This window comes from Citrobacter sp. Cpo061, assembly GCF_030332845.1.
Taxonomy (GTDB): Bacteria; Pseudomonadota; Gammaproteobacteria; order Enterobacterales; family Enterobacteriaceae; genus Citrobacter; species Citrobacter portucalensis.
The window spans coordinates 23,819-50,512 of sequence record NZ_JAOWHB010000036.1 but is presented as its reverse complement, the minus strand read 5'-3'; the positions used below and the strand labels follow the sequence as shown (position 1 = coordinate 50,512).

Genomic DNA, 26,694 nt, shown 5'->3' with positions numbered 1-26,694 from the left:
GAACTCGCGCTTATCGAGCCTGTTACTCCCAAAAACAAACGGTAATGGCAAATGTCATTAAGTATTAGTAAGATAGCCTCTTTATATAATCCATTAAAATTATGCGCCTGGTTTTATCATCTCTGATCGTGATGGCTGGATTTCTGAGTGGTCAGGCTGCTGCTGCGCCTGAGCAAGCTCCGCACGCTGATATCCGTGACAGTGGGTTTGTCTATTGCGTCAGCGGGCAGGTCAATACGTTCAACCCACAAAAAGCAAGCAGCGGTCTCATCGTCGATACGTTAGCGGCCCAATTGTATGACCGACTGCTTGATGTAGATCCCTACACCTATCGGCTGGTGCCTGAGCTGGCTGAAAGCTGGGAGGTGCTGGATAACGGCGCAACCTACCGCTTCCATCTTCGTCGTGACGTACAGTTTCAGAAGACTGCCTGGTTCACCCCCACCCGCAAACTGAATGCAGACGATGTGGTGTTTACCTTCGAGCGCATCTTTGATCGCCACCATCCGTGGCACAATGTGAACGGCAGCAGTTTCCCCTACTTCGACAGCCTGCAGTTTGCCGATAACGTCCAAAGCGTGCGCAAACTGGACAACAACACCGTTGAATTCCGCTTAACGCAACCGGATGCCTCCTTTATGTGGCACCTTGCCACACACTATGCCTCCGTAATGTCGGCCGAATATGCCGCTAATCTGGCAAAACAGGATCGCCAGGAGTTGCTCGACAGACAACCCGTCGGCACAGGCCCGTACCAGCTTTCAGAGAATCGTGCTGGCCAATATATTCGGTTGCAGCGACATGAAAAATTCTGGCGTGGTACCCCCCTGATGCCGCAGGTCGTAGTGGATCTCGGCTCGGGTGGAACCGGACGCTTATCGAAATTACTCACTGGCGAATGTGACGTCCTGGCCTGGCCTGCCGCCAGCCAGCTCAGCATATTGCGTGATGACCCTCGCCTGCGTTTGACGCTGCGCCCGGGGATGAACATTGCCTATCTGGCGTTCAACACCAATAAACCGCCGTTGAATAACCCTGCCGTGCGGCATGCGCTGGCGCTAGCGATCAACAACCAGCGCTTAATGCAGTCTATCTACTACGGGACGGCAGAAACCGCGGCATCTATTTTGCCTCGCGCCTCGTGGGCTTATGATAACGAAGCTAAAATTACAGAATACAACCCGGCGAAATCGCGCGAGCAGCTAAAAGCGCTGGGGCTGGAGAATCTGACGTTACAACTTTGGGTCCCTACCAGCTCTCAGGCCTGGAACCCCAGTCCGCTGAAAACCGCCGAGCTGATTCAGGCAGATATGGCTCAGGTGGGTGTGAAAGTGAAGATCATCCCGGTAGAAGGTCGTTTTCAGGAGGCGAGATTAATGGATATGAACCATGATCTGACGTTATCCGGCTGGGCAACGGACAGTAACGATCCTGACAGTTTTTTCCGGCCGTTGCTCAGCTGTGCCGCCATCAATTCGCAGACCAACTTTGCCCACTGGTGTAATCCGCAGTTTGACAGCATTCTGCGCAAGGCCCTCTCTTCGCAGCAGCTTTCATCGCGAATTGATGCCTATGACGAAGCGCAAAATATTCTTGCCCAAGAGTTACCGATCCTGCCGTTGGCCTCTTCGCTACGTCTACAGGCTTACCGCTACGACATCAAAGGGTTGGTGCTCAGTCCATTCGGTAATTCCTCTTTTGCCGGCGTGTCCAGGGAAAAGAAAGATGAGGTGAAAAAACCATGATTATCTTCACCTTGCGTCGATTTTTATTGCTACTGGTAACCCTGTTCTTCCTGACCTTTATTGGCTTCAGCCTGAGCTACTTCACGCCTCATGCGCCGTTACAGGGTGCATCGCTGTGGAACGCATGGGTATTCTGGTTCAATGGTCTCATTCACTGGGATTTCGGCGTATCCAGTATCAACGGTCAGTTGATCTCAGAGCAGCTGAAAGAGGTGTTCCCGGCCACAATGGAGCTGTGCATTCTTGCCTTTGGTTTTGCACTAATGGTTGGGATCCCCGTTGGTATGCTGGCCGGTATCACGCGGAACAAATGGCAGGACCGCTGCATCAGCGCATTGGCTCTTATGGGGTTTTCTATCCCCGTTTTTTGGCTGGCGCTGCTGCTGACATTGCTCTTCTCGCTGACCCTCGGCTGGTTACCCGTTTCCGGGCGTTTTGATCTTCTCTACGAGGTGAAACCTGTTACCGGTTTTGCCATTATTGATGCGTGGATCTCCGACTCGCCCTGGCGCGATGAAATGCTGGTCAGCGCTATCCGTCATATGGTGCTCCCGGTGCTGACGCTCTCCGTTGCGCCCACCACAGAAGTTATCCGCCTGATGCGTATCAGCACCATTGAGGTCTTTGATCAGAACTATGTCAAAGCGGCGGCCACGCGCGGTTTGTCACGATTAACGATTCTGCGTCGTCACGTCCTGCACAATGCCCTTCCGCCGGTGATCCCGCGTCTGGGCTTACAGTTTTCCACCATGCTGACATTGGCGATGATCACCGAGATGGTCTTTAGCTGGCCAGGTCTTGGTCGTTGGCTGATTAACGCGATTCGCCAGCAGGATTACGCGGCGATTTCAGCGGGCGTGATGGTGATTGGTTCACTGGTTATCATCGTTAACGTCATCTCTGATATTCTGGGTGCTATGGCTAACCCTCTGAAACATAAGGAATGGTATGCCTTACGATAGCGTCTATAGCGAAAAACGCCCGCCAGGTACGTTGCGCACCGCATGGCGCAATTTCTATGGTGATGCGACTGCGATGATTGGCCTGTACGGCTGTGCGGGACTGGCTATTCTGTGTATTTTTGGTGGTTGGTTTGCCCCTTACGGCATCGATCAGCAATTTCTCGGCTATCAGCTTTTACCGCCGTCATGGTCGCGCTATGGCGAAGTCTCATTCTTCCTCGGGACTGACGATCTGGGACGTGACGTTTTAAGTCGTCTGCTCAGCGGCGCGGCCCCGACCGTTGGCGGCGCGTTTGTCGTTACTCTTGCCGCCACGCTGTGTGGCCTGGTATTGGGCGTAGTTGCCGGTGCGACGCACGGCTTGCGCTCTGCGGTGCTGAACCACATTCTGGACACCCTGCTGTCGATCCCTTCTCTGCTGCTGGCGATTATTGTGGTGGCCTTTGCCGGGCCGCATCTGACACACGCCATGTTTGCCGTCTGGCTGGCGCTGCTGCCGCGCATGGTGCGCTCCGTTTACAGCATGGTGCATGACGAGCTGGAGAAAGAGTACGTCATTGCCGCTCGCCTGGACGGTGCAACCACACTGAATATTCTGTGGTTCGCCGTTCTGCCCAATATTACCGCCGGCCTTATTACTGAAATCACCCGCGCACTGTCGATGGCGATTCTGGATATCGCCGCGCTGGGTTTTCTCGACCTTGGCGCACAGCTGCCGTCCCCAGAATGGGGAGCCATGCTCGGCGACGCGCTGGAGCTGATTTATGTCGCACCGTGGACGGTGATGCTGCCAGGCGCGGCAATTATGATAAGCGTGTTGCTGGTTAACCTATTGGGTGACGGCGTGCGCCGCGCAATTATTGCGGGGGTGGAGTAATGCCATTACTGGATATCCGCAACCTGACCATTGAATTCAGGACCGGTGACGACTGGGTAAAGGCTGTTGATCGTGTCAGCATGACCTTGAATGAGGGTGAAATCCGCGGGCTGGTCGGCGAATCTGGCTCCGGCAAAAGTCTGATCGCTAAGGCCATTTGCGGCGTAGCTAAAGATAACTGGCGCGTAACCGCAGACCGTATGCGTTTTGATGATATCGATCTGCTACGCCTTTCCGCGCGTGAACGACGCAAACTGGTCGGTCATAACGTCTCCATGATCTTTCAGGAGCCGCAGTCATGTCTCGATCCGTCCGAGCGTATCGGACGTCAACTGATGCAAAATATTCCGGCATGGACCTACAAAGGTCGCTGGTGGCAGCGCATCGGTTGGCGCAAACGCCGTGCGATTGAACTCTTGCACCGCGTCGGGATAAAAGACCATAAAGACGCCATGCGCAGCTTTCCATATGAGCTGACCGATGGCGAATGCCAGAAGGTCATGATCGCTATCGCATTAGCGAATCAGCCGCGTTTGCTGATTGCCGATGAACCAACGAACGCGATGGAGCCAACCACCCAGGCGCAAATTTTCCGTCTGCTAACCCGTCTGAATCAAAACAGCAATACCACCATTTTGTTGATAAGCCATGATCTGCAAATGCTCAGCCAGTGGGCTGACAAAATCAACGTGATGTACTGCGGGCAAACGGTCGAAACCGCGCCAAGTAAAGATTTGGTGACCATTCCTCATCATCCTTATACTCAAGCGTTGATTCGCGCTATTCCTGATTTTGGTAGCGCAATGCCGCACAAAAGCCGCCTGAATACCATGCCAGGAGCTATTCCATTGCTGGAACAATTACCCATCGGCTGTCGTCTGGGGCCACGCTGCCCTTATGCACAACGCGAATGTATTGAAACCCCAAGACTGACCGGAGCAAAGAATCATCTCTACGCCTGTCATTTCCCGCTGAACATGGAGAGAGAGTGAGATGGTAGAAACCCTGCTCGAAGTTCGTAATCTGAGCAAAACCTTTCGCTACCGGACAGGTTTATTTCGCCGCCAGACCGTTGAGGCCGTTAAGCCCCTGAGTTTCACCCTGCGTGAACGTCAGACGCTCGCCGTCATTGGTGAAAACGGTTCGGGGAAATCTACGCTGGCAAAAATGTTGGCGGGTATGATTGAACCCACCAGCGGTGAGCTGCTGATTGACGATCATCCGTTAAAATATGGCGATTATTCATTTCGTAGTCAGCGGATCCGTATGATTTTCCAGGATCCGTCAACATCGCTTAATCCGCGGCAACGTATCTCGCAGATCCTTGATTTTCCGCTACGTCTGAATACCGACCTCGAGCCTGAGCAGCGTCGTAAACAGATCGTGGAGACCATGCGCATGGTCGGGCTGCTGCCCGATCACGTAAGCTATTACCCACATATGTTGGCCCCAGGGCAAAAACAGCGTCTGGGCCTTGCCCGTGCGCTCATTTTACGCCCCAAAGTCATTATCGCCGACGAAGCCCTGGCCTCTCTGGACATGTCGATGCGTTCACAGCTCATCAATCTGATGCTGGAATTGCAGGAAAAACAGGGGATTTCGTATATCTATGTGACCCAACATATTGGCATGATGAAGCACATCAGCGATCAGGTATTAGTCATGCATCAGGGCGAAGTGGTAGAACGCGGCAGTACAGCGGATGTTCTGGCGTCCCCGCTTCATGAGCTTACCCGCCGCCTGATTGCAGGTCATTTCGGCGAAGCGCTTACCGCTGATGCCTGGCGAAAAGATCGTTAACAAACGGCTGCCCTCCTCAACCGGGGGGCAATCTGTCATCAGTGACACAACGTGGGTAAGAGCAGCGTATCAACTTCGGTAAACGCGACTGACGGGTAAAGGGCACCACCTTGCATTGCCCAGACACCTGCGGTACTGGCCTCGTCAATAAGTCGTACTGTTTCTACTCCCTTCACCACAACACGGTCGCAATATTCCCTGATATTTTTGATCAGCACCGGGAACATCGGTTTTTCTACCTGTTCCAGGAAGAAACCGCGATCCAGTTTCACAACGTCAAAATGACCGCAAACCAGCGGACTGGCCCCTACGCTGCCGGAGCCAAGATCGCCCAACCACAATGCGTTTGGGCCGTCGCGAAGTGAATTAATCAGCAGATTATTCAGGCACACGGTATTCGACAGAAAACGTTCTGAAAGTTCCAGTGCAATAAATGGTAGAGCATGTAAGGCCGACTTGATGGCTGGATCACCAATCGCCAGCAGTGCCATTTCGTCAATGAGGTTCAGGGTGCAAATAAGGCTGTTGCGCTCAAACCAGTCACGCTTTTCGGCAATTAATCGAATTTGCTCGAGCATGAAATTACGCTTTTGTTCGCTATCCCACGCTGAAATGATGAAATCTGGATGCAACGGGTGAACCGTATCTGAAGTAAACCGGGCGTTAATCTCTACACCCAGTAATTTATCTGTTGTGTCTCTCATCGGTTCCGCGATGAAATGATAGTGCATAAGACCACTCCAATTGATCATAACATACTGATAATGCACTTCTAATCATAATCAATCAATAATATCGATCAATGAATCGATATTGATCGATAAAAACAATATATCATAACAAGCTGAATATTGTCATATTTTATGTTTTAAGAAAGTTCCTACCTTGCTATGTTTATTAACATCAGCTAGCAATGAAATAATACCATTTCAATGCCTTTGAAACCTCGTATTTTCTCTGATTCACCGACGTTAGATGCCTGAACGAAGCATAAGCGGAGGGGGATGATATACTCCTCACATGAAATGACGTGACAGGTCACGTGAGGCGGATAACCATTCTCCAGGGAAAAAGCGTGGGATATAATTTCAGGCCAATTTCGAGTAAGCTTAACGCGTCAATTATAACTCATTGATTGATAAAAGATAAGTGTTAACCAAAAGGATTAAAGCCATGGGTTTTTTATCAGGTAAGCGCATTCTGGTGACAGGCCTTGCCAGTAAATTGTCTATCGCATGGGGAATCGCTCAGGCGATGCATCGCGAAGGTGCCGAACTGGCGTTCACCTACCAGAACGACAAGCTGAAAGGTCGTGTGGAAGAATTTGCAGCGCAATTAGGCTCCAACATTGTTTTGCAGTGTGATGTGGCTGAAGATGCCAGCATTGACGCCATGTTTGCTGAACTGAGCAAAGCCTGGCCGAAATTCGACGGTTTCGTACACTCCATCGGCTTCGCACCTGCTGACCAACTGGATGGTGATTATGTGAATGCAGTTACCCGCGAAGGATTTAAAATTGCGCATGACATTAGCGCTTATAGCTTTGTTGCGATGGCAAAAGCATGTCGTTCTATGCTAAACCCTGGCTCTGCGCTATTGACGTTGTCCTATCTGGGCGCAGAGCGTGCAATTCCTAACTATAACGTGATGGGCCTAGCGAAAGCCTCATTGGAAGCAAACGTCCGTTATATGGCTAACGCAATGGGGCCTGAAGGCGTACGCGTAAACGCAATTTCCGCAGGTCCAATCCGCACCCTCGCCGCTTCCGGTATCAAAGATTTCCGTAAAATGCTGGCCCATTGCGAAGCTGTTACGCCGATTCGCCGCACTGTTACCATTGAAGATGTGGGCAACTCTGCGGCATTCCTGTGTTCCGATCTTTCTGCCGGTATCTCTGGTGAAGTCGTACACGTTGACGGTGGTTTCAGCATCGCTGCAATGAACGAACTGGAGCTGAAATAATCTTCCACTCTTTCTGGGCGGCCCACTGTCGCCCATGATGCTCGTTTTTAATTCCCCTCTACCCTGTCCCATATATGCTTTTCTGATATTTATTATCACGTAACAATCTTTCATCCCCTCTTCTGCTTACGTCAGGATATTGCAGCGCAAACGATCCGGCGTAGTGGTATGACGACGTGTCCGGGTCGCCACTTTTTAGACCAAGGACCGCCCATGGAACAACGCCGAATTGAAGGCAAAAGCCACTGGTATCATGAGACGCAATCCAGCATGTATCCACAAGATGTTCTGCCGCTGGTGCCGGAAGCCGCTCATGTCGACGACTGCTTTTTACTGGATCTGGCGATATCTGATGACGCCCTTTTACCTTTTCAATCTTGGTTAATCCCTGCCCGTAAACTTGCACAGATCCTCTTCCCGACCCACGTAAATCTGAGTCAGATGCACACATTCAGTGCCTATGAACGGATGAGTACGGCGTTAACCGTCGCTCAGGTATATGGCGTCCAGCGATTATGTAATCACTATGCCGCGCGTCTAACACCGCTTCCTGGGCCGGACTCCTCGCGGGAAAGTAACCATCGACTGGCGCAAATCACCCAATATGCTCGTCAACTTGCCAGCTCTCCTGCCGTGATAGGCGCGCGCGATCGCCAGCATCTGGATGCTGTCGGGCTAACCACCAACGATAGTATTCTGATGAATCAAATTATTGGTTACGTCGGTTTTCAGGCCCGTATCGTGGCCCTGTTTCAGGCCTGGTGTGGACATCCGGTGCGCCGAATTCCGGGTCTCGATATACAACAATTCGCTCACGCTTCGCCATTTAGTGCAGCAAACGCTACCTGGCACGCTGCGCCATTCCCAATAGAAAAACATCTTAATCATGATGAGTCGATAGAAAGACGTTATCCCGAGGAACTGCAAGCGTTACTGCCATTACTGATACATTCCCCCGTCATTTTGGATTTACTCGGGTCGCTCATTTCCAGCACGCAACGTAGCGGGATACCGATACAGGCATTTTCATTGGCGGCACTGATGACTTCGCGGATTAATGGCAGCGTGGCCTGTTTTAATGAACATGCGTATTCAGCTCATGAATTAACCGAGGCCATTACCGTTCTTCGTCAGGATGAACGTGAATTACAACGGTGGGAACAACGACATCCGGTTGAGCGCGTCACCCTACAGGCGGTACAATGGCTGACCCGGGCGCCCGACCGCTTTAGCACCGCACTGTTAACGCCTTTGTTCGATCAGGGAATCTCTTCAGAGCAGGCCATTAACCTGCTAGCCTGGAGTGGATTGTGCGGATGGTTGAATCGCTTGAAAATCGCGCTGGGCGACACTGATTAACCGATCCACTTACTGAAAGAGCGCTTGCTGCCACTGGCAGAATCGCGTAAAACTGTCAGCCGCTCTTTTAGCCACGAAAATAGACAATTATGCTTCAGGACAACCCGCTGCTAGCGCAGCTTAAACAGCAACTACATTCCCAGACGCCACGTGCTGAAGGGGTGGTAAAAGCCACGGAAAAAGGCTTTGGCTTCCTGGAAGTCGATGCACAAAAAAGCTATTTCATTCCACCGCCGCAGATGAAAAAAGTGATGCATGGCGACCGTATTGTTGCGGTTATCCATACAGAAAAAGACCGTGAGTCTGCTGAGCCGGAAGAACTGATCGAACCCTTCCTGACGCGCTTCGTGGGTAAAGTTCAGGGCAAAAATGACCGTCTGTCCATTGTGCCGGATCATCCGTTACTGAAAGATGCTATTCCTTGTCGTGCAGCCCGCGGCGTTGAACATGAATTTAAAGAAGGCGACTGGGCTGTTGCAGAAATGCGCCGCCATCCGCTGAAAGGCGATCGCACCTTCTACGCCGAGTTAACCCAATTTATCACTTTTGCTGATGACCACTTTGTCCCGTGGTGGGTCACACTGGCACGCCATAATCTGGAAAAAGAAGCACCAGACGGTGTAGCAACCGAAATGCTGGACGAAGGCCTGGTTCGTGAAGATTTAACCGCCCTCAATTTCGTCACCATCGACAGCGCCAGCACCGAAGATATGGACGATGCGCTGTATGCTGAAGAACAAGCTGACGGCACGCTACAATTAACCGTCGCCATTGCCGACCCAACAGCCTGGATTGCAGAAGGCAGCAAGCTGGATAAAACGGCTAAAATTCGCGCGTTCACCAATTATTTACCGGGGTTCAATATCCCGATGTTACCACGTGAATTGTCTGACGATCTCTGCTCTCTGCGCGCGAACGAAGTGCGCCCGGTTTTAGCTTGTCGTATGAGCATTACCGCCGATGGCACGATTGAAGACAACATCACCTTCTTCGCCGCAACCATCGAGTCCAAAGCGAAGCTGGCCTATGATAATGTTTCCGACTGGCTGGAAGGTACTGGCGAGTGGCAACCAGAAAACGACGCGATTGCGGAACAAATCCGTCTGCTGCATCGTATTTGCCTGAGCCGAGGAGAGTGGCGTCATAACCACGCGCTGGTCTTTAAAGATCGCCCGGATTACCGTTTCGTTCTCGGTGAAAAAGGTGAAGTACTGGACATCGTCGCTGAGCCACGCCGCATCGCAAACCGTATCGTGGAAGAATCCATGATTGCGGCAAATATTTGCGCCGCCCGTGTGCTTCGCGACAAGCTGGGCTTCGGTATTTATAACGTCCATATGGGATTCGACCCGGCCAACGCCGACGCTCTGGCCGCGCTGCTGAAAACCCACGGTATGCACGTCGATGCCGAAGAAGTACTGACACTGGAAGGTTTCTGCAAACTGCGCCGCGAACTGGATGCACAGCCATCCGGCTTCCTCGACAGCCGAATTCGCCGCTTCCAGTCTTACGCTGAAATTAGTATTGAGCCAGGTCCACACTTTGGGCTGGGTCTGGAGGCATATGCCACCTGGACTTCCCCAATCCGTAAGTACGGCGATATGATCAACCACCGTCTGCTTAAGGCTGTCATCAAAGGCGAAACCGTCGCTCGACCTCAGGATGATACCACCGTGCAAATGGCAGAACGTCGTCGCCTGAACCGGATGGCTGAGCGTGATGTGGGTGACTGGCTATACGCCCGTTTCCTGAGTGATAAAGCCGGAACTGACACCCGCTTTGCGGCCGAGATCATCGACGTCAGCCGCGGCGGCATGCGCGTACGTTTGGTTGATAATGGCGCTGTTGCCTTTATTCCTGCACCCTTCCTGCACGCCGTGCGTGATGAACTGGTCTGCAGCCAGGAAAGTGGTACCGTACAAATCAAAGGTGAAGTGGTTTACAAAGTCACTGATGTGATTGACGTAACTATCGCCGAAGTTCGCATGGAAACCCGTAGCGTTATCGCGCGTCCAGCAGCGTAAACTGACAAATCCAACGACCTTTCTCTTTTTTGAAAGGTCGTTTTCTTTTTTTAGCGGCCAAATTTCAACCACACACTACACTTCTCTTATCCAGTCAAAATTTTTTTTTACTATTTTTCAGTTCCGCTGGCTTTGCTTTTTATGGATTCTGGATTACATATAAATATATAAATAAAACAATACGTTCAGCCATAATCACCCTGAATGAATCATGGCTACCCTTACTTTTGAGGCTTTATGCGCTTTAAACGGGATAGTACACATCATGAAAGACGTCCGGGAGCTGGTTACGTTGTATAGCTATGTGGGCACTCATAACCCCTACTGGCGTTTGTCAGAGGATTGCAACATCCTGCATTTCTCTATTGACGAAACAGCAGACGCTGAGCAGACCATCGAATTATCACCCGAGCAGGCCGACCGCATTCGCGAGATGACGGTAATTACGTCAAGCCTGTTGATGACGTTACCTATTGAAGATGACGATATTCCGGTACATTTGGTCGGGCGGAAAATCAATAAGCGCGAATGGGCCGGCAGCGCATCAGCCTGGGATGACACCCCTTCCGTCGCACGCGATCTGGCTCAAGGTCTCTCTTTTGCCGAGCAGGTGGTTTCAGAAGCCAATTCCGTTATTGTCATTCTTGACCGCATGGGCAACATTCAGCGTTTTAACCGTCTGTGCGAAGAGTACACCGGACTCAGAGAACGTGAAGTCATTGGCCAAAGCGTATTCACACTGTTTATGAGTCGACGTGAAGCCGCAGCCTCCAGACGCAACATCGAGGTCTTTTTTCGCGAAGGCAACTCATATGAAGTCGAACGTTGGGTGAAGACCTGCAAAGGTCAGCGCCTGTTTCTTTTTCGCAATAAGTTTGTACATAACGGTAGCGGCAAGAACGAAATATTTCTGATCTGTTCCGGCACCGATATCACTGAAGAACGCCGCGCGCAGGAACGCCTGCGTATGTTGGCTAATACCGACTCCATCACCGGATTACCGAACCGTAACGCCATTCATGAGCTGATAAGCGACGCGATTGAGAACGCAGGTGATACTCAGGTTGGGATTGTATATCTCGATCTGGATAACTTCAAAAAGGTGAACGATGCCTACGGGCATATGTTTGGCGATCAGCTATTACAGAGTGTGTCGCTTGCAATCCTCAGTTGTCTTGACGACAACCAGCTATTGGCTCGGTTTGGCGGTGATGAATTTATCGTCCTTGCCACCGAAACGTCCCAGAGCACTCTGGAAGCTACCGCATCGCGCATTCTGACACGCCTGCGTCAGCCCTTTCGCATTGGCCTGATTGAAGTCTATACAGGCTGCTCTATTGGTATTTCCCTTGCTCCACAGCATGGTCAGGACTGCGAGAGCGTCATTCGTAACGCCGATACGGCCATGTACACCGCGAAAGAAGGCGGCCGCGGACAGTTTTGTGTTTTCTCTCCGGAAATGAATCAGCGGGTATTTGAATACCTGTGGCTGGATACTAACCTGCGCAAGGCGCTGGAAAACGATCAACTGGTTATCCATTATCAGCCAAAGATAACCTGGCGAGGCGAAGTGCGCAGCCTGGAGGCGCTGGTACGCTGGCAGTCTCCGGAACGCGGCCTCATTCCACCACTGGAATTTATCTCCTACGCCGAAGAATCAGGGCTTATCGTTCCGCTGGGTCGCTGGGTTATTCTGGACGTTGTGCGTCAGGTCGCAAAATGGCGCGCCAAGGGAATCAATCTGCGCGTGGCGGTAAACGTTTCCGCCCGCCAGCTCGCCGATCAGACGCTATTTACCGATCTCAAACAGGTGCTTCATGAACTCGACTTTGAATATTGCCCCATCGATGTCGAGTTAACGGAAAGCAGTTTGATTGAAAATGAACAGTTGGCACTGTCCGTCATTCAGCAGTTTAGCCAGTTGGGGGCGCAAATCCATTTGGATGATTTTGGTACTGGATATTCGTCACTGTCTCAACTGGCCCGCTTCCCGCTTGATGCAATTAAACTGGATCAGACCTTTGTCAGGGATGTACACAAACAACCTATTTCGCAGTCGCTGGTACGTGCCATTGTTGCGGTCGCACAGGCACTCAATCTGCAGGTCATCGCCGAAGGTGTTGAAAGCGCGAAAGAGGATGCGTTTTTAACCAAAAATGGTGTCAACGAGCGTCAGGGTTTTTTGTTTGCCAAACCAATGCCAGCGGCTGCATTTGAACGTTGGTATCGACGACATCTGAATAAAAAAACGCGCTAATGCTGTGGGATCAAACGTCATTAATAGCCATAAATGGACATTACGTAACGATCCTATCTGCATGTAATCACAGAATATATAATATTCTTCTATCATTGATAGTTAATACTATTTTTCCCTTCTCTTTTGCCATGAAATTCTGCATCATGAAATTCAAACTCTATTGCTATTAGGATGATAACCATGTCTGATATCGACGCTCAGCGTCTGGCCGAACGCATTGATACCGTGCTGGATATCCTCGTTGCAGGTGATTACCACTCAGCCATCCACAATCTCGAAATTCTGAAGGCTGAGCTGCTAGACACGGCCAAAGAAGATGCCGAGTCTTTGCCCAAAAAGCACAAGGCTCCCTGGGAGATCTGATGACATTAACCCTTTAATGTCGCTGCTATAAGCAAACTGCGTATGAAGCAGTTTCCGTTTAATTTCCGATACGATATCGCAATAAAATTAATATTATGAATTCCCGACAACAATCTATTTTGCAGATGGTGACTGATAAAGGTCAGATGAGCGTCGCCGAACTGGCAAAAATCACCGGTGTCTCAGAAGTGACGATTCGACAGGATCTGAACACACTGGAAAAACAGAGTTATTTACGCCGTGCGCACGGTTTTGCCGTTTCATTGAACAGTGATGATGTGGAAACGCGCATGATGACTAATTTTACGCTGAAGCGTGAACTGGCCGAATTTGCCGCATCTTTGGTAAGCCCTGGCGAGTCCGTATTCATTGAAAACGGCAGTAGCAATGCGCTCTTGGCCAGAACGCTGGCGGAGCAAAAAGATGTCACCATCATTACCGTCAGCAGTTATATAGCCCATCTGCTGAAAGAAACCCCCTGCGAAGTGATTCTCCTTGGCGGCATCTATCAGAAAAAAAGCGAAAGCATGGTGGGACCCTTAACTCGCCAGTTTATCCAGCAGGTACATTTCAGCAAGGCCTTTATCGGCATTGATGGCTGGCAGGCTGACACCGGCTTCACCGGACGCGACATGATGCGTTCTGATGTAGTTAACGCGGTGCTGGAGAAAGGTGCAGAAGTTATTGTGCTTACTGACAGCTCAAAATTCGAAGCCATTCACCCTTACACGCTGGGTCCATTAGAGCGATTCAGCCGCGTAGTCACGGATTCCAGACTCAGCGCCAGCGTACAAATGCAGCTCGAGCATTCAGGATTAACCGTCAATATCATTGATGCGCACGCATAAAATCTTCAGCAGATGATTTGTCAGTCGGCAAATCATCCCCTCTCTGAGAGTTATCTGACAGTCCAATTAAGACTTTTTACCTGTCGTTAACAGGATTAAGTCGTAAAATTAATGTTAGCGATATAACAGGAACGAACCTCCAATCTCAGGATAGTGTTTGTCATGCCTTCGCTAAACGGTTTCACGGAAATATCTTCGTTAGCCTAAATTTAGCGCTATTCTTAAAGAACACTGGATTCCGTGAATCAATAATTCAGGAGAAAGTATTATGTTAGTAACGAGCAAAAAAATGACCGCTGCCATTTTGGCGATTACTCTAGCAATGTCGCTGAGTGCCTGCTCTAACTGGTCCAAACGTGACCGTAACACCGCAATTGGTGCTGGTGCTGGTGCAATCGGTGGTGCAGTCCTGACTGACGGCAGCACGCTGGGCACGCTGGGTGGTGCTGCAGTAGGTGGTATTATTGGCCACCAGGTGGGTAAATAATTTACGGTTAAACGGCTCGATATAATAATACGTTTACTTTTTCAGGTCTGTATTATTAAAAAGCCACGGAAAAATTCCGTGGCTTTTTTTATTAACCGCCAGCCAATTTAACTTTCATTCCTTTGGCTTCCAGCAGCGATTTAATCAGGTCGCGTTTATCACCCTGTATCTCAATCACGCCATCCTTCACTGCCCCGCCGCAACCACATTTTTTCTTCAGTTCCGCAGCTAATTTGGTCAGTTCAGCATCGTCCTGATCTATTCCAGTAATCAGGCACACGCCCTTACCTTTGCGGCCACTGGTCTGTCGCTGGATACGGACAATGCCGTCGCCTTTGGGACGCTCTGGGACGGCTTTCGGTTCATCAATACGCCCGGTGTCAGTTGAGTAGACCAGACGAGAATTTGAGTCGTTCATTTACGCACCTCGTTTCAGGGAGGCATTGATCATCTTCAGCGTCTGAGCCGGATCTGCCGACTGTGTGACCGGACGACCAATAACCATATAATCCACGCCAGCTGACTGTGCCTGTTCCGGCGTCATAATGCGACGCTGGTCGCCTGCCTCGCTACCTTCAGGGCGAATACCCGGCGTAACCAGTTTAAATGCCTGGCCAAATGCCTGCTTGAATCGCACTGCTTCCTGCGCGGAGCATACGACGCCATCCAAACCACAATGTTGGGTTAAGCGCGCCAGCCTTTCCGCATGCTCCGCAGGTGACAACGTCACGCCTAGGTCGGCAAGATCGCTGGCTTCCATACTGGTCAGAACTGTTACTGCAATCAGCAGCGGCGCATCCTTGCCAAAAGGGGCCAGGGCTTCACGTGCGGCGGTCATCATACGCGCCCCACCTGAAGCATGAACGTTAACCATCCACACGCCAAGCTCGGCAGCTGCCGCAACGGCATGTGCGGTAGTGTTGGGAATATCATGAAATTTCAAATCAAGAAAAACGTCAAAGCCACGCTGTTGTAAATCGCGAACCAACTGAGGTCCAAAAAGCGTGAACATCTCTTTGCCCACTTTCAAACGGCAATCACGAGGATCAATTCTGTCGACAAAAGCTAATGCTTTATCACGATTGGAATAATCGAGAGCGACAACGACAGGAGAATCAGTAACAGCACGAGAAGAAGATGAAGCAGTAAACGTCATGACCAGACCTTCCTGAGGATGGGCGCCATCGGCGGCGCAAAATGGGTAAACGGCGTGCATTCTACCTGCGGCAATAGAAAATTAACAGGCGCGATTACATTTCTGCCAAGCGAATTTGGCAACGGAGGTTGAGGATGGATTGGTTACACATCATTAGTATGTTGTAACTAAAGTGAAGTTTTTTTTAAAAATTACAGCCCATCAAGTCCGCGAATAGGCTTAATGGTTGACCATGAGCGACAGGATGGGCAGTGCCAGTACAGTGTATATGCGGTAAATCCGCACTTCTGGCAACGATACCGAGGCTTGCTGCGCACCTGCTCCCCGACCATATCGCGCAGAACCATCAGGCTCTCTTTCGCGCGCCCTTCTTCTGCTTCGTTAAGATGGTAATCCATCAACTTGTGGAACACGCGCATCGTAGGATGGCGTTGTAGCTGGCGGGTAATATAAACCTGAGCGGTATCAGTCCCCTCACGCGCTTCAAGAATATCGGCCAGCATCAGCTCTGCGGCGGCGCCAGTATTCTCCTCAACGGCCCGACGTAAAAACTCGGCCCACTCATCGTTTTTTCCCAGATGCTGGTAGCAGCTTTGCAGCATTTCCAGCGTTTCGCTGACCAGTTCTTTATCCTGAGAAATCACGCGTTGCAGACTTTCAACGGCCTTCGCGTAATCGCCTTTCACCATATACACACGGCCCATCATGATGGAAACACGTGCACTGTTTTTGTCTGCCGCAGCCCCTTTTTTCAACAGCGTCATGGCGCGATCCATATCGTCGCTGCCCATCTGCTGTAAGGCCAGTTCGCAGTAGAAGTGAGCTATCTCGATACGTTGTTTATCTTTACCGAGCTTCACCAGGCGTTCTGCAACATCAATCGCTTTCTGCCATTCGCTGGTCGCCTGATAAATTTGCAGCAGTTGCTGTAATGCACCGACGCGAAAATCTGTTTCATCGGTAAGCTGATTAAACATGTCTTCCGCGCGGTCGTACAGACCTGCGGCCATGTAGTCGCGCCCCAGCTGTTGTACGGCCAACAAACGCTGCTCATAGGTTAGCGAAGCACTTTCCATTAACGTTTGATGGATGCGGATTGCGCGGTCGACTTCACCGCGCGAGCGAAACAGGTTTCCGAGGGTGAGATGAGCCTCAACGGTGCCCGTATCCTCTTTTAGCATATCGAGGAACAGATCCACCGCTTTGTCTTGTTGGTTGCTCAGGAGGAAGTTAACCCCGGCGACATAGTCACGGGAAAGACGGTTAGCTTCATCCTGCTTGGTTTGTTGCGCACTTCTGCGACCCATATACCACCCATAGGCAGCGGCTACAGGCAAAAGCAGAAACAACAACTCCAACATAAATAATTATTCCTTCACAACCGACGAATCGGCAGAAACCGCAACGTCGGTCGCAGGCGTAAGCTGGTTTTCCAGTCGTTTGATTTTACGTTCGGCACGCGCAAGAGACACACGAACCTTCAGCCAGAAAAGGCCGCAAATTAACCAACCAATCGCAAAACCTGCGGCAAACAATACAGCAAGCAGCGTAGAGATACGATACTCACCCTGAGCCAGCAGGTAATTAAACGTAACCTGTTGATCGTTTTGCGCACCTAATGTCACCGAAATAACAAAAATCGCCAACACCAGTAAGAAAATGAGTAAATATTTCACATTACTTCCCGTTATGTGGTTTGAGCGAATAAATCGTGTACAACTTACCGCGTTGAGCCCTTTAAATTACCATTTTCACAACGAGTGCGAAACGGAAAAGCGCTTTCCCCTTTCTGATTTAAGGGCAAAATTCGAAAAATCAATCATGGCTAACTTTCTTGTTCACGCTGAGCGATTTCTTTTTCCTCCTGCACAGGCGGCGTTAATGGTCCGCATACCCGCTGCGCAAGCCACGTCGCCAGTGTTACCAGCAACCATGAAATCAGCGTTGCAACGACCAAATCACGGGGCCAGTGCATGCCTAATAGCAAGCGACTCCCCATAACACCCGTAGCCCAGAGAAGTAAAAACACAATCGTCAGCGTACGTCGGCGTGGCCATAACAGTCCTACTGCAAGTAAAGCCCAACTGGCGGCAAACATCGTATGCCCTGACGGAAAGGCAAACCCTGTTTCTTTTTGCCAGTGCTTACGTAGAAACGTCGGAATATCCTGTTGTTCGGCCAATTGCTCTTTAACTAAGTGACCACGATCTTTACGTTTTAAAGTGTAGAACTCATCAACCGGAATATGGTGCGTTTTTTCCAGCCACACGACAAAGGGCCGAGGTTCCTGCACCCTGTCTTTAACCCAGGACTTCACGCCCTGACCGACTAAAATTGCCGCAGCCAGGATCGCAAACAGCATTACCGCAGCTTTCAGACGAAAACGCAGACACCACAGAAACCATGCACAGAGAACAACGTGAGTGATAATGCCCCACGGCTGCGTCACCGTTTCCGTTATCCAGTACAGAGATTTTAGCCACCAAACGTTATGTCCCGGCTGCCAGCCCCAGCCCGATACCCATACGGCAATCGGCATAATAAGTAGCAGCCCGGCCCCGACCGCGGTGCGCTTTGCAATTGACAGCATTGCCTCTCCTTTCGTCGATAAGTCTCACAATCATAACTGAAAAAAGCGCATGCCGGGGAAATTGACAATTTTGTGCCATTCCAAAAGCGAATCCGTTGTCGCGATTAGGTGAACATCGTTGCCTTATGGCAAAATAGTGCAATATAGAACAGAAGCCAACAGGCGACGGCACGACAGTGCCAGCATAATCTGGAGAATTACATGCAGCTTAAACGTGTGGCAGAAGCCAAACTGCCAACCCCCTGGGGTGATTTCCTGATGGTGGGATTTGAAGAACTGGCAACCGGACACGATCACGTCGCACTGGTTTTTGGCGATATCACAGGCCAAACGCCTGTCCTGGCCCGTGTCCACTCCGAATGTCTGACTGGCGATGCATTGTTTAGCCTGCGTTGCGATTGCGGTTTCCAGCTCGAAGCGGCTCTCACCCATATTGCTGAAGAAGGGCGCGGTATCCTGCTTTATCATCGTCAGGAAGGACGCAATATCGGCCTGCTCAATAAAATCCGCGCCTACGCGTTGCAGGACCAGGGTTATGATACCGTTGAAGCTAACCATCAGTTGGGCTTTGCGGCAGATGAGCGTGATTTCACGCTGTGTGCAGATATGTTCAAGCTGCTTGGTGTGGACGAAGTTCGTTTGCTGACCAATAACCCGAAAAAAGTGGAAATTCTGACCGAAGCGGGAATCAACATTGTTGAACGCGTGCCGCTGATTGTGGGTCGTAACCCGAACAATGAACATTACCTGGACACCAAAGCCGCCAAGATGGGACATTTGCTGGGCAAGTAATAATTGTTACCGCCGATAAAAAAGCCTGCTCTTGCAGGCTTTTTACATTCTAGCTCAACATATTACGAATCACGTAGTGCAGTATGCCATCATTTTGGTAGTACGTTAGCTCCGTCGCGGTATCGATACGGCAGCGGCATAAAACCACCTCTTTACGTCCATCCGAGCGAACCATACTCACCGGCACTGTTGCACCCGGTTTGATGTTTTGCAGATCCGTAATATCGATCGCTTCCTCACCGGTTAGTCCCAGCGTTTTACGCGTGACGCCCTGTGGGAATTCCAGCGGTAAAATCCCCATACCAATCAGGTTAGAACGGTGAATACGCTCAAAGGACTCTGCGATAACCACGCGAACCCCCAGCAAGCGCGGGCCTTTCGCCGCCCAGTCGCGGCTGGAGCCTGAGCCATACTCTTTCCCGGCAATAACCGCCAGAGGGATATTCTCCTGTTGATATTGCATAGCCGCATCATAGATAGCCACTACCTCAGTTCCCGGCAAATGACGCGTCATCCCACCTTCCACGCCGGGTACCATCTCATTGCGAATACGAATATTGGCAAAGGTACCACGCATCATCACTTCATGATTCCCGCGCCGCGAACCGTAGGAGTTAAAATCTTTACGCTCTACGCCGTGGCTTTGCAGATAACGCCCCGCCGGGCTGTCCGGCTTAATACTACCTGCAGGAGAAATATGGTCGGTGGTGACGGAATCTCCAAGCATTGCAAGGATACGCGCACCATGAATGTCCTGGACCGGATCCGGCGTCGCCTGCATACCATCGAAGAACGGCGACAAGCGGATATAGGTTGAGTCAGACTGCCAGCCATAGGTATCAGCCCGATCTACCTGGATTGCTTTCCATTCTGGCGTGCCTTCAAACACTTCAGCATACTCTTTATGGAACATGGCGGTAGAAACCTGCTCCACGGCACGGGCAATTTCCTGAGCCGTCGGCCAGATATCTTTCAGATATACGGGATCGCCCTTTCTGTCATGCCCTAACGGATCTTTCGTCAGATTGATATTCATATTCCCCGCCAGCGCATAGGCCACCACCAGCGGCGGAGACGCCAACCAGTTGGTCTTCACGAGCGGATGGATACGCCCCTCAAAGTTTCGGTTGCCGGAAAGCACAGCACCAACGGTGAGGTCGCCTTTTTTGATAGCTGTCTCGATAGGATCAGGTAACGGACCCGAGTTACCGATACAGGTGGTACAGCCATAACCTACAAGGTTAAATCCCAGCTCATCAAGGTACGGCGTGAACCCTGCCTGCGCCAGATAATCAGACACCACTTTCGATCCTGGCGCCAGCGAGGCTTTCACCCATGGCTGACGTTTCAGACCAAGCGTCACTGCTTTTTTCGCCAGCAACCCCGCCGCCATCAATACGCTTGGGTTAGAGGTGTTGGTACAGGAAGTGATCGCTGCAATAACCACAGCACCATCCGGCAGCTGGTACTGGTGACCGTTCATTGTATAGTCCACTGGCTGGCGATCTTTCAGCGAGCTATTCACTTCGAGTTCATTACTCGCCGAAAACGCTTTCGGGACATCAGCCAGTGCCACCCGATCCTGCGGACGCTTCGGTCCGGCAAGGCTAGCTTCTACACTGCCCATATCCAGCTCCAGTGAACTGGTAAATACGGGTTCATCCCCAGGATTACGCCACATTCCCTGCGCTTTGGCATAGGCGCTGACCAGCTCAACCTGCTCCTCACTGCGCCCACTCAGACGCATATATTCAAGAGTGATGCTATCGATCGGGAAGAAACCGCAGGTTGCGCCGTATTCCGGTGACATGTTCGCAATGGTTGCCCGATCGGCCAGCGGTAAGGTGTCCAGCCCATCACCGTAGAATTCAACGAATTTACCGACCACGCCGTGCTTACGCAGCATCTGGGTGACGGTTAAAACCAGGTCAGTAGCGGTGATGCCTTCACGCAGTTTGCCCACCAGTTTGAAGCCCACAACATCCGGGATAAGCATAGAGACCGGTTGACCCAGCATTGCTGCTTCGGCCTCAATGCCTCCAACGCCCCATCCCAGCACACCGAGACCATTAATCATTGTCGTATGGGAATCGGTTCCGACCAACGTGTCAGGGTAAGCCACCCACTCACCGTCCTGTAACTCGCTCCAGACGGCTTTGCCGAGGTATTCAAGGTTAACCTGGTGGCAAATCCCCGTTCCCGGTGGCACAACGCTGAAGCGACTAAATGCCTGCTGTCCCCATTTCAGGAACACATAACGCTCATGGTTACGTTCCATTTCCAGGCGTACGTTTTCTTCGAAAGCATCATCATCACCAAAACGGTCCACCGTTACCGAGTGGTCAATGACAAGGTCCACTGGCGAAAGCGGATTCACTTTTGCTGTATCTCCGCCCAAACGTTTCACCGCTTCGCGCATGGCGGCCAGATCGACCACCGCCGGCACGCCGGTAAAATCCTGCATCAGAACACGAGCGGGTCGATAGGCAATTTCACGATCGGCATGGGCAGTCTTCAGCCAATGCGCGAGCGCATGAATATCATCTTCGGTTACGGAATTACCATCCTGCCAACGAAGCAGGTTTTCCAGTAACACTTTCAGCGATTTTGGTAGTCGGGTGATATCACCCAGTGATTTAGCGGCCAGAGGTAAACTGTAGTAGCGGTAGGTTTTATCTTTAACCTGCAATGTGTCCTTACTGGCTTCTCGTAGGGTCGACGACATAGCTCCTCCTTAAATGACAGGGTTGGATCCCCTGATTTCCTCAGGGTTAGTATTAAAGATAACACAAACAAAATGTAACGCTTTGATAACAACTCAAATTGATAAAAGTAGCGCGCGAAACAAAAGCGCGAAGTGAGGTCAATGGTAGGGAGTAAGGTCTAGCCGTGTAGATGAATAGGATGAATATTCAGCAGGCAATAGCGCAATCGATAATACGTTGATTAGGTGGCTGATGGTGAATACATGGGATAAACAATGCGATATTTAAGGCCACGAGGTAATCGTTATTATTATAAAATACGTACGAATTATTGTTTCTGTTTATCATCATCGGTTAACAGATCAATAAACGCCCGTTGTTCAGGAGAAAGATTCCAGGATTCGGGTATCTTTGGCTCCTTCTCGGCGACGGTTTTGCTCTCTTGCTCATGGTCATGAGACGCTGGCGTCACGGTAGAGTGCTGCTCCGGTGCGGACATACTTACCCCCACACGTTCCAGGCCACGAGTGCGACAATAATCCAGAATATCGCAGAGCCAAGAAACACGGCGAACCAGGCTTTACGTTTCATCGCGGGATCCCGGCGTGCAGGCTGGTTTCCTGAAGGCATCGCTAACCTCATACTATCGAAATCACTTATCATTTAGGCACCAAACAATTGGTACAATTAATCATCAGATAGGAGGAATCCTAATAAAAAAGGCGAAAAAAAGCCAGTTAATTTTCGGACTCGATCTGATAAATAAATCAATTGTTTGATCAATTATGAATATTTGAGAGTGATTTTTGGCAAGCTGACTAATTTGAAACTACTTTAGAGAACTTTTTCCATAAATAATTTATGGTTAATATATAGGAGGAGAAATAATGAATAAATTAAGACTCTCCCGTCGGTATCACTTTATGCTTACGGCTTACGGATACCGACAAGGTAACAACCGTTATTATTTCTCAGGCAATTTAATATCTTTAAACATGGCTTCAATATCATCGTTGGAACGTAGAGCCACCGCCGTGTCCACCACATCACGCGTCAGATGCGGCGCGAAACGTTGAATGAAATCATACATGTAACTGCGTAAGAAGGTGCTGCGACGAAAACCAATTTTGGTGGTGCTATGGCTGAAGATATCGTGCGCATCCACACGTACCAGGTCAGGATCGGAAACAGGATCAACCGCCATACTGGCAATTACACCCACGCCGAGACCCAGACGGACATAGGTTTTAATAACATCGGCATCGGTCGCGGTAAAAACAATACGCGGCTCCAGACCCGCACGGTTAAACGCGGTGTCCAGCTCCGAACGCCCGGTAAATCCAAAGGTGTAGGTCACCAGTGGATACTGTGCCAGTTCCTCAATAGAAACCGAAGATTTTCCCGCCAGCGGATGATCCGGCGTGACGACAATCGAACGGTTCCAGTGGTAGCAAGGTAACATCACCAGATCGTCATACAGATGCAGGGCTTCCGTCGCGATGGCAAAATCCGCATTCCCTTTCGAGACGGCTTCGGCAATTTGCGTTGGCGATCCCTGATGCATATGCAATGAAACACGAGGATATCGCTCAATAAACCCCTTAATCACGTTCGGCAAAGCGTAACGTGCCTGGGTGTGCGTGGTGGCGATATATAGCGAGCCTTTATCCGGCCAGGTATGTTCGCCAGCAACGGACTTAATAGCATCTACCTTAGACAGTACTTCGCGCGCAATACGGATAACTTCCTGCCCCGCTGGCGTAACCTGGGTCAGATGCTTACCGCTACGGGCGAAAATCTGGATGCCAAGTTCATCTTCCAGCATACGAACTTGCTTACTGATACCGGGCTGAGAGGTATAAAGCCCTTCCGCCGTTGAGGAGACATTAAGGTTGTGGTTCACCACCTCAACAATGTAGCGAAGCTGCTGTAATTTCATGTTATGCCATCCCGATTCGCGCCATCAAATCATCGTTTCAGTGCAGGCTCGTGGGCGCTGCTAATACGATTTAATAATAAAAAGTCTGTTAACTATAACCACTATATCATTTATATGTACGCTGTATAGGTATGACAAAAAATAATATGCCAGAACAAAAAGGGCCGCTTACGCGACCCTTTGAGGAGAAATTCAGCCGTAACGCTGTTATTTCTTCCCTTCTACCCATTTACCGTCAACGAAGAACGCGGACCAGCCAGTCGCCTTACCGTCTTTCTCAGCGGCAACGTATTGCTGCTTGGTTTTACGGCTGAAACGAACCATAGACTTGTTACCATCCGGGTCTGTTTGCGGCGCATCTGCCAGATAACGCAGTTTTTCCGGCAGGCGATCGCGGAAGCGGTACAACTCTTCCACCAACGGCGCACGAGTCTCACGTGATTTCGGGAACGTATTGGCCGCCAGGAAGATACCTGCAGCACCATCACGTAACACGAAATACGCGTCAGATTTTTCACACGGCAGTTCCGGCAGCGGAACCGGATCTTCTTTCGGCGGAGCAACTTCACCGTTACGCAGGATCTTACGGGTGTTTTTACACTCGTCGTTAGTACACGCCATGTACTTGCCGAAACGTCCCATTTTCAGGTGCATTTCAGAACCACATTTTTCGCACTCTACGATAGGACCGTCATAACCCTTGATACGGAATTCACCCTCTTCGATCTCGTAGCCGTCGCAGGTTGGGTTATTACCACACACATGCAATTTACGCTTAGGATCGATGAGATAACTGTCCATTGCTGTACCGCACTTCTGGCAGCGGCGTTTGGCGCGCAATGCGTTCGTTTCAGCGTCATCGCCTTCAAGCACGTTCAATACTTCGTTTTCCGGCACCAGGTTAATGGTGGTTTTGCAACGCTCTTTCGGGGAAAGTGCGTAGCCGGAGCAACCAAGGAAAACGCCGGTACTGGCGGTACGAATACCCATCTTGCGTCCGCAGGTCGGGCAATCAATGCTGGTCAGCACCATCTGGTTCGGACGCATACCGCCTTCTTCAGGATCTTTCTCGGCTTTATCTAACTGCTGAGTAAAATCAGTGAAGAAGTTGTCGAGTACGCCCTTCCATTCGGCTTCGTGATTCGCCACCTGGTCGAGGCTGTCTTCCATCTGCGCGGTAAAATCGTAGTTCATCAGCTCGCGGAAGTTTTCTTCCAGACGATCGGTGACGATTTCACCCATTTTTTCAGCGTAGAAGCGACGGTTTTCAACGCGAACATAACCGCGATCCTGAATCGTAGAGATGATCGACGCATAGGTGGATGGACGACCAATGCCACGCTTTTCAAGCTCTTTAACCAGCGAAGCTTCACTGAAGCGTGCAGGCGGCTTGGTGAAGTGCTGCGCAGGTGTCAGCTCGATAAGCGTCAAGGTATCGCCTTTGTCCACCGCCGGTAAGATGCGATCTTCATCGCCCTTACGCAGCGCTGGCATCACTTTGGTCCAACCATCGAAGCGCAGAATACGACCACGCGCTTTCAGACGGAAATCACCCGCACCCACGGTCAGGGTGGTAGAGTCATATTTCGCTGGCGTCATCTGACAAGCTACAAACTGGCGCCAGATCAGCTGATACAGTTTTTGCGCATCGGCTTCCATATCTTTCAGCGACTCCGCCAGTACGGCGACATCGGAAGGACGGATAGCTTCGTGTGCTTCCTGCGAGTTCTCTTTGCTGGCGTACTGGTTCGCGCTCTCCGGCAAATATTTTTTGCCAAAATTATCACTGATGTAATCGCGAACCATGGTGACAGCATCCTGGCTCAGGTTGGTTGAGTCAGTACGCATGTAAGTGATGTAACCCGCTTCATACAAGCGCTGCGCCATCATCATGGTTTTCTTCACACCAAAGCCCAGACGCGTGCTCGCAGCCTGCTGTAGCGTGGAGGTAATGAACGGTGCGCTCGGCTTGCTGCTGGTCGGTTTATCTTCACGTTCCAGGACGCTATAGCGCGCTTTTTCCAACAGGCTAACAGCGGCAAGCGTTTGTTCCCGATTTACAGGACGGAACGGTTTATCATTTTGATGCGTCACCTCAAGCGGCAACGCGTCGCCGCCCGGCGTGGTCGTGTTAGCATCAATTTCCCAGAACTCTTCTGGAACAAATGCTTTGATTTCGCGTTCACGCTCAACCACCAGACGCACAGCCACAGACTGTACGCGACCGGCAGACAGACCACGCGCAATTTTTTTCCACAGCAGTGGCGACACCATATAGCCCACAACACGGTCCATAAAGCGGCGCGCCTGTTGCGCATTAACACGATCAATGTTCAACTCGCCCGGTTTTTCAAACGCCTGGCGAATAGCATTTTTGGTAATTTCGTTAAACACCACGCGGCTGTAGCGGGTGTCGTCGCCACCGATGACTTCCCGCAGGTGCCATGCAATGGCTTCCCCTTCGCGGTCAAGGTCGGTTGCGAGATAGATGTGGTCGGCTTTTTCAGCCAGTTGCTTCAGTTCAGAAACAACTTTCTCTTTACCAGGCAGCACTTCATAGCGCGCATCCCAGTTGTGCCACGGGTCAACACCCATACGGTTGACGAGAGCGCCACGTTCATCCTTTTTGGGCTTTTTAGCCGTTTTGGTGGAGGTTGAGTCGGCGCTCTTTTTAGTTGCTGAGCCACTGGTCGGCAAATCACGGATATGACCGACGCTGGATTTCACCACGTAGTCATTACCCAGATACTTGTTGATCGTTTTGGCTTTTGCCGGGGACTCAACGATGACAAGAGCTTTACCCATATTCACCTTTACCTAATTTG

24 protein-coding genes are annotated in these 26,694 nt (G+C 50.7%); 13 read left to right on the top strand and 11 right to left on the bottom strand.

All coding sequences use genetic code 11. The features are described 5' to 3' along the window. Positions 1-101 precede the first annotated feature (101 nt). The 5 genes from sapA to sapF are packed head-to-tail and all read left to right on the top strand — an operon-like array spanning position 102 to position 5,384. Complete coding sequence (gene sapA, locus OGX97_RS06305) at positions 102-1,745, top strand: ABC transporter substrate-binding protein SapA (RefSeq protein WP_235127487.1); 1,644 nt, start codon at positions 102-104, stop codon at positions 1,743-1,745. Beyond that, positions 1,742-2,707, top strand: coding sequence for a peptide ABC transporter permease SapB (gene sapB, locus OGX97_RS06300; protein WP_003020545.1), 966 nt, complete (start codon positions 1,742-1,744; stop codon positions 2,705-2,707). The genes sapA and sapB overlap by 4 nt, the downstream gene beginning before the upstream one ends. After that, positions 2,694-3,584, top strand: a complete 891-nt coding sequence (gene sapC / locus OGX97_RS06295; protein ID WP_003833291.1) for a peptide ABC transporter permease SapC — start codon at positions 2,694-2,696, stop codon at positions 3,582-3,584. The genes sapB and sapC overlap by 14 nt, the downstream gene beginning before the upstream one ends. Further along, positions 3,584-4,576 carry a peptide ABC transporter ATP-binding protein SapD gene (gene sapD / locus OGX97_RS06290; RefSeq protein ID WP_003020556.1) on the top strand — a complete coding sequence of 331 codons (993 nt, stop codon included), beginning with the start codon at positions 3,584-3,586 and terminating at the stop codon, positions 4,574-4,576. The genes sapC and sapD overlap by 1 nt, the downstream gene beginning before the upstream one ends. A 1-nt stretch (position 4,577) precedes the next feature. Beyond that, on the top strand, positions 4,578-5,384 hold the full coding sequence (gene sapF / locus OGX97_RS06285) for a peptide ABC transporter ATP-binding protein SapF (protein ID WP_003020558.1): 807 nt from the start codon (positions 4,578-4,580) through the stop codon (positions 5,382-5,384). 38 nt (positions 5,385-5,422) lie between these two features. Here the strand turns inward: sapF and OGX97_RS06280 are convergent, their stop codons facing one another. Continuing rightward, on the bottom strand, positions 5,423-6,115 hold the full coding sequence (locus tag OGX97_RS06280; protein WP_032943595.1) for an EAL domain-containing protein: 693 nt from the start codon (positions 6,113-6,115) through the stop codon (positions 5,423-5,425). Positions 6,116-6,557: 442 nt separating this feature from the next. Here OGX97_RS06280 and fabI point away from each other — a divergent pair, with 442 nt between their 5' ends. From fabI to osmB, 7 genes are all read left to right on the top strand, one after another. Continuing rightward, positions 6,558-7,346, top strand: coding sequence for an enoyl-ACP reductase FabI (gene fabI, locus OGX97_RS06275; RefSeq protein ID WP_020996373.1), 789 nt, complete (start codon positions 6,558-6,560; stop codon positions 7,344-7,346). Between the two features lie 213 nt (positions 7,347-7,559). Next, positions 7,560-8,705, top strand: coding sequence for a carboxymuconolactone decarboxylase family protein (locus OGX97_RS06270; protein WP_235127481.1), 1,146 nt, complete (start codon positions 7,560-7,562; stop codon positions 8,703-8,705). An 89-nt stretch (positions 8,706-8,794) separates the two neighbouring features. Beyond that, entirely contained in the window at positions 8,795-10,729 is a 1,935-nt protein-coding gene (locus tag OGX97_RS06265) for an exoribonuclease II (protein WP_057067367.1), read from the top strand. A gap of 265 nt (positions 10,730-10,994) precedes the next feature. Continuing rightward, positions 10,995-12,986 carry a cyclic di-GMP phosphodiesterase gene (gene pdeR / locus OGX97_RS06260; RefSeq protein WP_008784927.1) on the top strand — a complete coding sequence of 664 codons (1,992 nt, stop codon included), beginning with the start codon at positions 10,995-10,997 and terminating at the stop codon, positions 12,984-12,986. A 183-nt stretch (positions 12,987-13,169) separates the two neighbouring features. After that, on the top strand, positions 13,170-13,352 hold the full coding sequence (locus OGX97_RS06255; protein ID WP_003833313.1) for a YciZ family protein: 183 nt from the start codon (positions 13,170-13,172) through the stop codon (positions 13,350-13,352). Between the two features lie 95 nt (positions 13,353-13,447). Then, positions 13,448-14,200 carry a DNA-binding transcriptional regulator YciT gene (yciT, locus tag OGX97_RS06250; protein ID WP_003020580.1) on the top strand — a complete coding sequence of 251 codons (753 nt, stop codon included), beginning with the start codon at positions 13,448-13,450 and terminating at the stop codon, positions 14,198-14,200. A gap of 268 nt (positions 14,201-14,468) precedes the next feature. Further along, complete coding sequence (gene osmB / locus OGX97_RS06245; RefSeq protein ID WP_003020583.1) at positions 14,469-14,687, top strand: osmotically-inducible lipoprotein OsmB; 219 nt, start codon at positions 14,469-14,471, stop codon at positions 14,685-14,687. 91 nt (positions 14,688-14,778) lie between these two features. Here osmB and yciH read toward each other — a convergent pair whose 3' ends face one another. The 5 genes from yciH to pgpB all read right to left on the bottom strand — a co-directional run bounded on the left by yciH (position 14,779) and on the right by pgpB (position 18,433). Then, on the bottom strand, positions 14,779-15,105 hold the full coding sequence (yciH, locus tag OGX97_RS06240) for a stress response translation initiation inhibitor YciH (protein WP_003833315.1): 327 nt from the start codon (positions 15,103-15,105) through the stop codon (positions 14,779-14,781). Then, on the bottom strand, positions 15,106-15,843 hold the full coding sequence (gene pyrF / locus OGX97_RS06235; protein ID WP_020996371.1) for an orotidine-5'-phosphate decarboxylase: 738 nt from the start codon (positions 15,841-15,843) through the stop codon (positions 15,106-15,108). A 191-nt stretch (positions 15,844-16,034) separates the two neighbouring features. Next, entirely contained in the window at positions 16,035-17,204 is a 1,170-nt protein-coding gene (gene lapB / locus OGX97_RS06230) for a lipopolysaccharide assembly protein LapB (RefSeq protein ID WP_008784929.1), read from the bottom strand. Positions 17,205-17,210: 6 nt separating this feature from the next. Further along, positions 17,211-17,519, bottom strand: a complete 309-nt coding sequence (locus OGX97_RS06225) for a LapA family protein (RefSeq protein WP_003020595.1) — start codon at positions 17,517-17,519, stop codon at positions 17,211-17,213. A gap of 149 nt (positions 17,520-17,668) precedes the next feature. Continuing rightward, positions 17,669-18,433, bottom strand: a complete 765-nt coding sequence (gene pgpB, locus OGX97_RS06220; protein ID WP_235127476.1) for a phosphatidylglycerophosphatase B — start codon at positions 18,431-18,433, stop codon at positions 17,669-17,671. 201 nt (positions 18,434-18,634) lie between these two features. On the opposite strand from pgpB, the gene ribA reads away from it, so the two are divergent. Next, positions 18,635-19,225, top strand: coding sequence for a GTP cyclohydrolase II (ribA, locus tag OGX97_RS06215; protein ID WP_003020601.1), 591 nt, complete (start codon positions 18,635-18,637; stop codon positions 19,223-19,225). A gap of 49 nt (positions 19,226-19,274) precedes the next feature. Here the strand turns inward: ribA and acnA are convergent, their stop codons facing one another. The 5 genes from acnA to topA all read right to left on the bottom strand — a co-directional run bounded on the left by acnA (position 19,275) and on the right by topA (position 26,674). Next, positions 19,275-21,950, bottom strand: a complete 2,676-nt coding sequence (gene acnA / locus OGX97_RS06210) for an aconitate hydratase AcnA (protein WP_100272385.1) — start codon at positions 21,948-21,950, stop codon at positions 19,275-19,277. 308 nt (positions 21,951-22,258) lie between these two features. Next, positions 22,259-22,429: a hypothetical protein gene (locus OGX97_RS06205; RefSeq protein ID WP_164091695.1), complete on the bottom strand. Its 171-nt coding sequence runs from the start codon at positions 22,427-22,429 to the stop codon at positions 22,259-22,261. Between the two features lie 2 nt (positions 22,430-22,431). Then, on the bottom strand, positions 22,432-22,572 hold the full coding sequence (locus OGX97_RS06200; protein ID WP_213732144.1) for a YmiA family putative membrane protein: 141 nt from the start codon (positions 22,570-22,572) through the stop codon (positions 22,432-22,434). Positions 22,573-22,894: 322 nt separating this feature from the next. Next, a complete protein-coding gene (gene cysB, locus OGX97_RS06195) occupies positions 22,895-23,869 on the bottom strand; it encodes an HTH-type transcriptional regulator CysB (protein ID WP_003020610.1) in 975 nt (324 codons plus the stop codon). Positions 23,870-24,076: 207 nt separating this feature from the next. Continuing rightward, positions 24,077-26,674, bottom strand: coding sequence for a type I DNA topoisomerase (gene topA, locus OGX97_RS06190; RefSeq protein WP_003833325.1), 2,598 nt, complete (start codon positions 26,672-26,674; stop codon positions 24,077-24,079). Between the last annotated feature and the right edge of the window lie 20 nt (positions 26,675-26,694).

What these genes read in the sequence shown, in the direction of transcription:
- yciT (WP_003020580.1), top strand. Translation starts at nt 13,448, where the DNA reads ATGAATTCCCGACAACAATCTATTTTGCAGATGGTGACTGATAAAGGT.
- fabI (WP_020996373.1), top strand. Translation starts at nt 6,558, where the DNA reads ATGGGTTTTTTATCAGGTAAGCGCATTCTGGTGACAGGCCTTGCCAGT.
- OGX97_RS06265 (WP_057067367.1), top strand. Translation starts at nt 8,795, where the DNA reads ATGCTTCAGGACAACCCGCTGCTAGCGCAGCTTAAACAGCAACTACAT.
- pyrF (WP_020996371.1), bottom strand. Translation starts at nt 15,843, where the DNA reads ATGACGTTTACTGCTTCATCTTCTTCTCGTGCTGTTACTGATTCTCCT.
- sapC (WP_003833291.1), top strand. Translation starts at nt 2,694, where the DNA reads ATGCCTTACGATAGCGTCTATAGCGAAAAACGCCCGCCAGGTACGTTG.
- sapD (WP_003020556.1), top strand. Translation starts at nt 3,584, where the DNA reads ATGCCATTACTGGATATCCGCAACCTGACCATTGAATTCAGGACCGGT.
- pgpB (WP_235127476.1), bottom strand. Translation starts at nt 18,433, where the DNA reads ATGCTGTCAATTGCAAAGCGCACCGCGGTCGGGGCCGGGCTGCTACTT.
- OGX97_RS06270 (WP_235127481.1), top strand. Translation starts at nt 7,560, where the DNA reads ATGGAACAACGCCGAATTGAAGGCAAAAGCCACTGGTATCATGAGACG.
- acnA (WP_100272385.1), bottom strand. Translation starts at nt 21,950, where the DNA reads ATGTCGTCGACCCTACGAGAAGCCAGTAAGGACACATTGCAGGTTAAA.
- pdeR (WP_008784927.1), top strand. Translation starts at nt 10,995, where the DNA reads ATGAAAGACGTCCGGGAGCTGGTTACGTTGTATAGCTATGTGGGCACT.
- ribA (WP_003020601.1), top strand. Translation starts at nt 18,635, where the DNA reads ATGCAGCTTAAACGTGTGGCAGAAGCCAAACTGCCAACCCCCTGGGGT.
- sapB (WP_003020545.1), top strand. Translation starts at nt 1,742, where the DNA reads ATGATTATCTTCACCTTGCGTCGATTTTTATTGCTACTGGTAACCCTG.
- sapF (WP_003020558.1), top strand. Translation starts at nt 4,578, where the DNA reads ATGGTAGAAACCCTGCTCGAAGTTCGTAATCTGAGCAAAACCTTTCGC.
- yciH (WP_003833315.1), bottom strand. Translation starts at nt 15,105, where the DNA reads ATGAACGACTCAAATTCTCGTCTGGTCTACTCAACTGACACCGGGCGT.
- OGX97_RS06255 (WP_003833313.1), top strand. Translation starts at nt 13,170, where the DNA reads ATGTCTGATATCGACGCTCAGCGTCTGGCCGAACGCATTGATACCGTG.
- cysB (WP_003020610.1), bottom strand. Translation starts at nt 23,869, where the DNA reads ATGAAATTACAGCAGCTTCGCTACATTGTTGAGGTGGTGAACCACAAC.
- lapB (WP_008784929.1), bottom strand. Translation starts at nt 17,204, where the DNA reads ATGTTGGAGTTGTTGTTTCTGCTTTTGCCTGTAGCCGCTGCCTATGGG.
- OGX97_RS06280 (WP_032943595.1), bottom strand. Translation starts at nt 6,115, where the DNA reads ATGCACTATCATTTCATCGCGGAACCGATGAGAGACACAACAGATAAA.
- osmB (WP_003020583.1), top strand. Translation starts at nt 14,469, where the DNA reads ATGTTAGTAACGAGCAAAAAAATGACCGCTGCCATTTTGGCGATTACT.
- topA (WP_003833325.1), bottom strand. Translation starts at nt 26,674, where the DNA reads ATGGGTAAAGCTCTTGTCATCGTTGAGTCCCCGGCAAAAGCCAAAACG.
- OGX97_RS06205 (WP_164091695.1), bottom strand. Translation starts at nt 22,429, where the DNA reads ATGTCCGCACCGGAGCAGCACTCTACCGTGACGCCAGCGTCTCATGAC.
- sapA (WP_235127487.1), top strand. Translation starts at nt 102, where the DNA reads ATGCGCCTGGTTTTATCATCTCTGATCGTGATGGCTGGATTTCTGAGT.
- OGX97_RS06200 (WP_213732144.1), bottom strand. Translation starts at nt 22,572, where the DNA reads ATGAGGTTAGCGATGCCTTCAGGAAACCAGCCTGCACGCCGGGATCCC.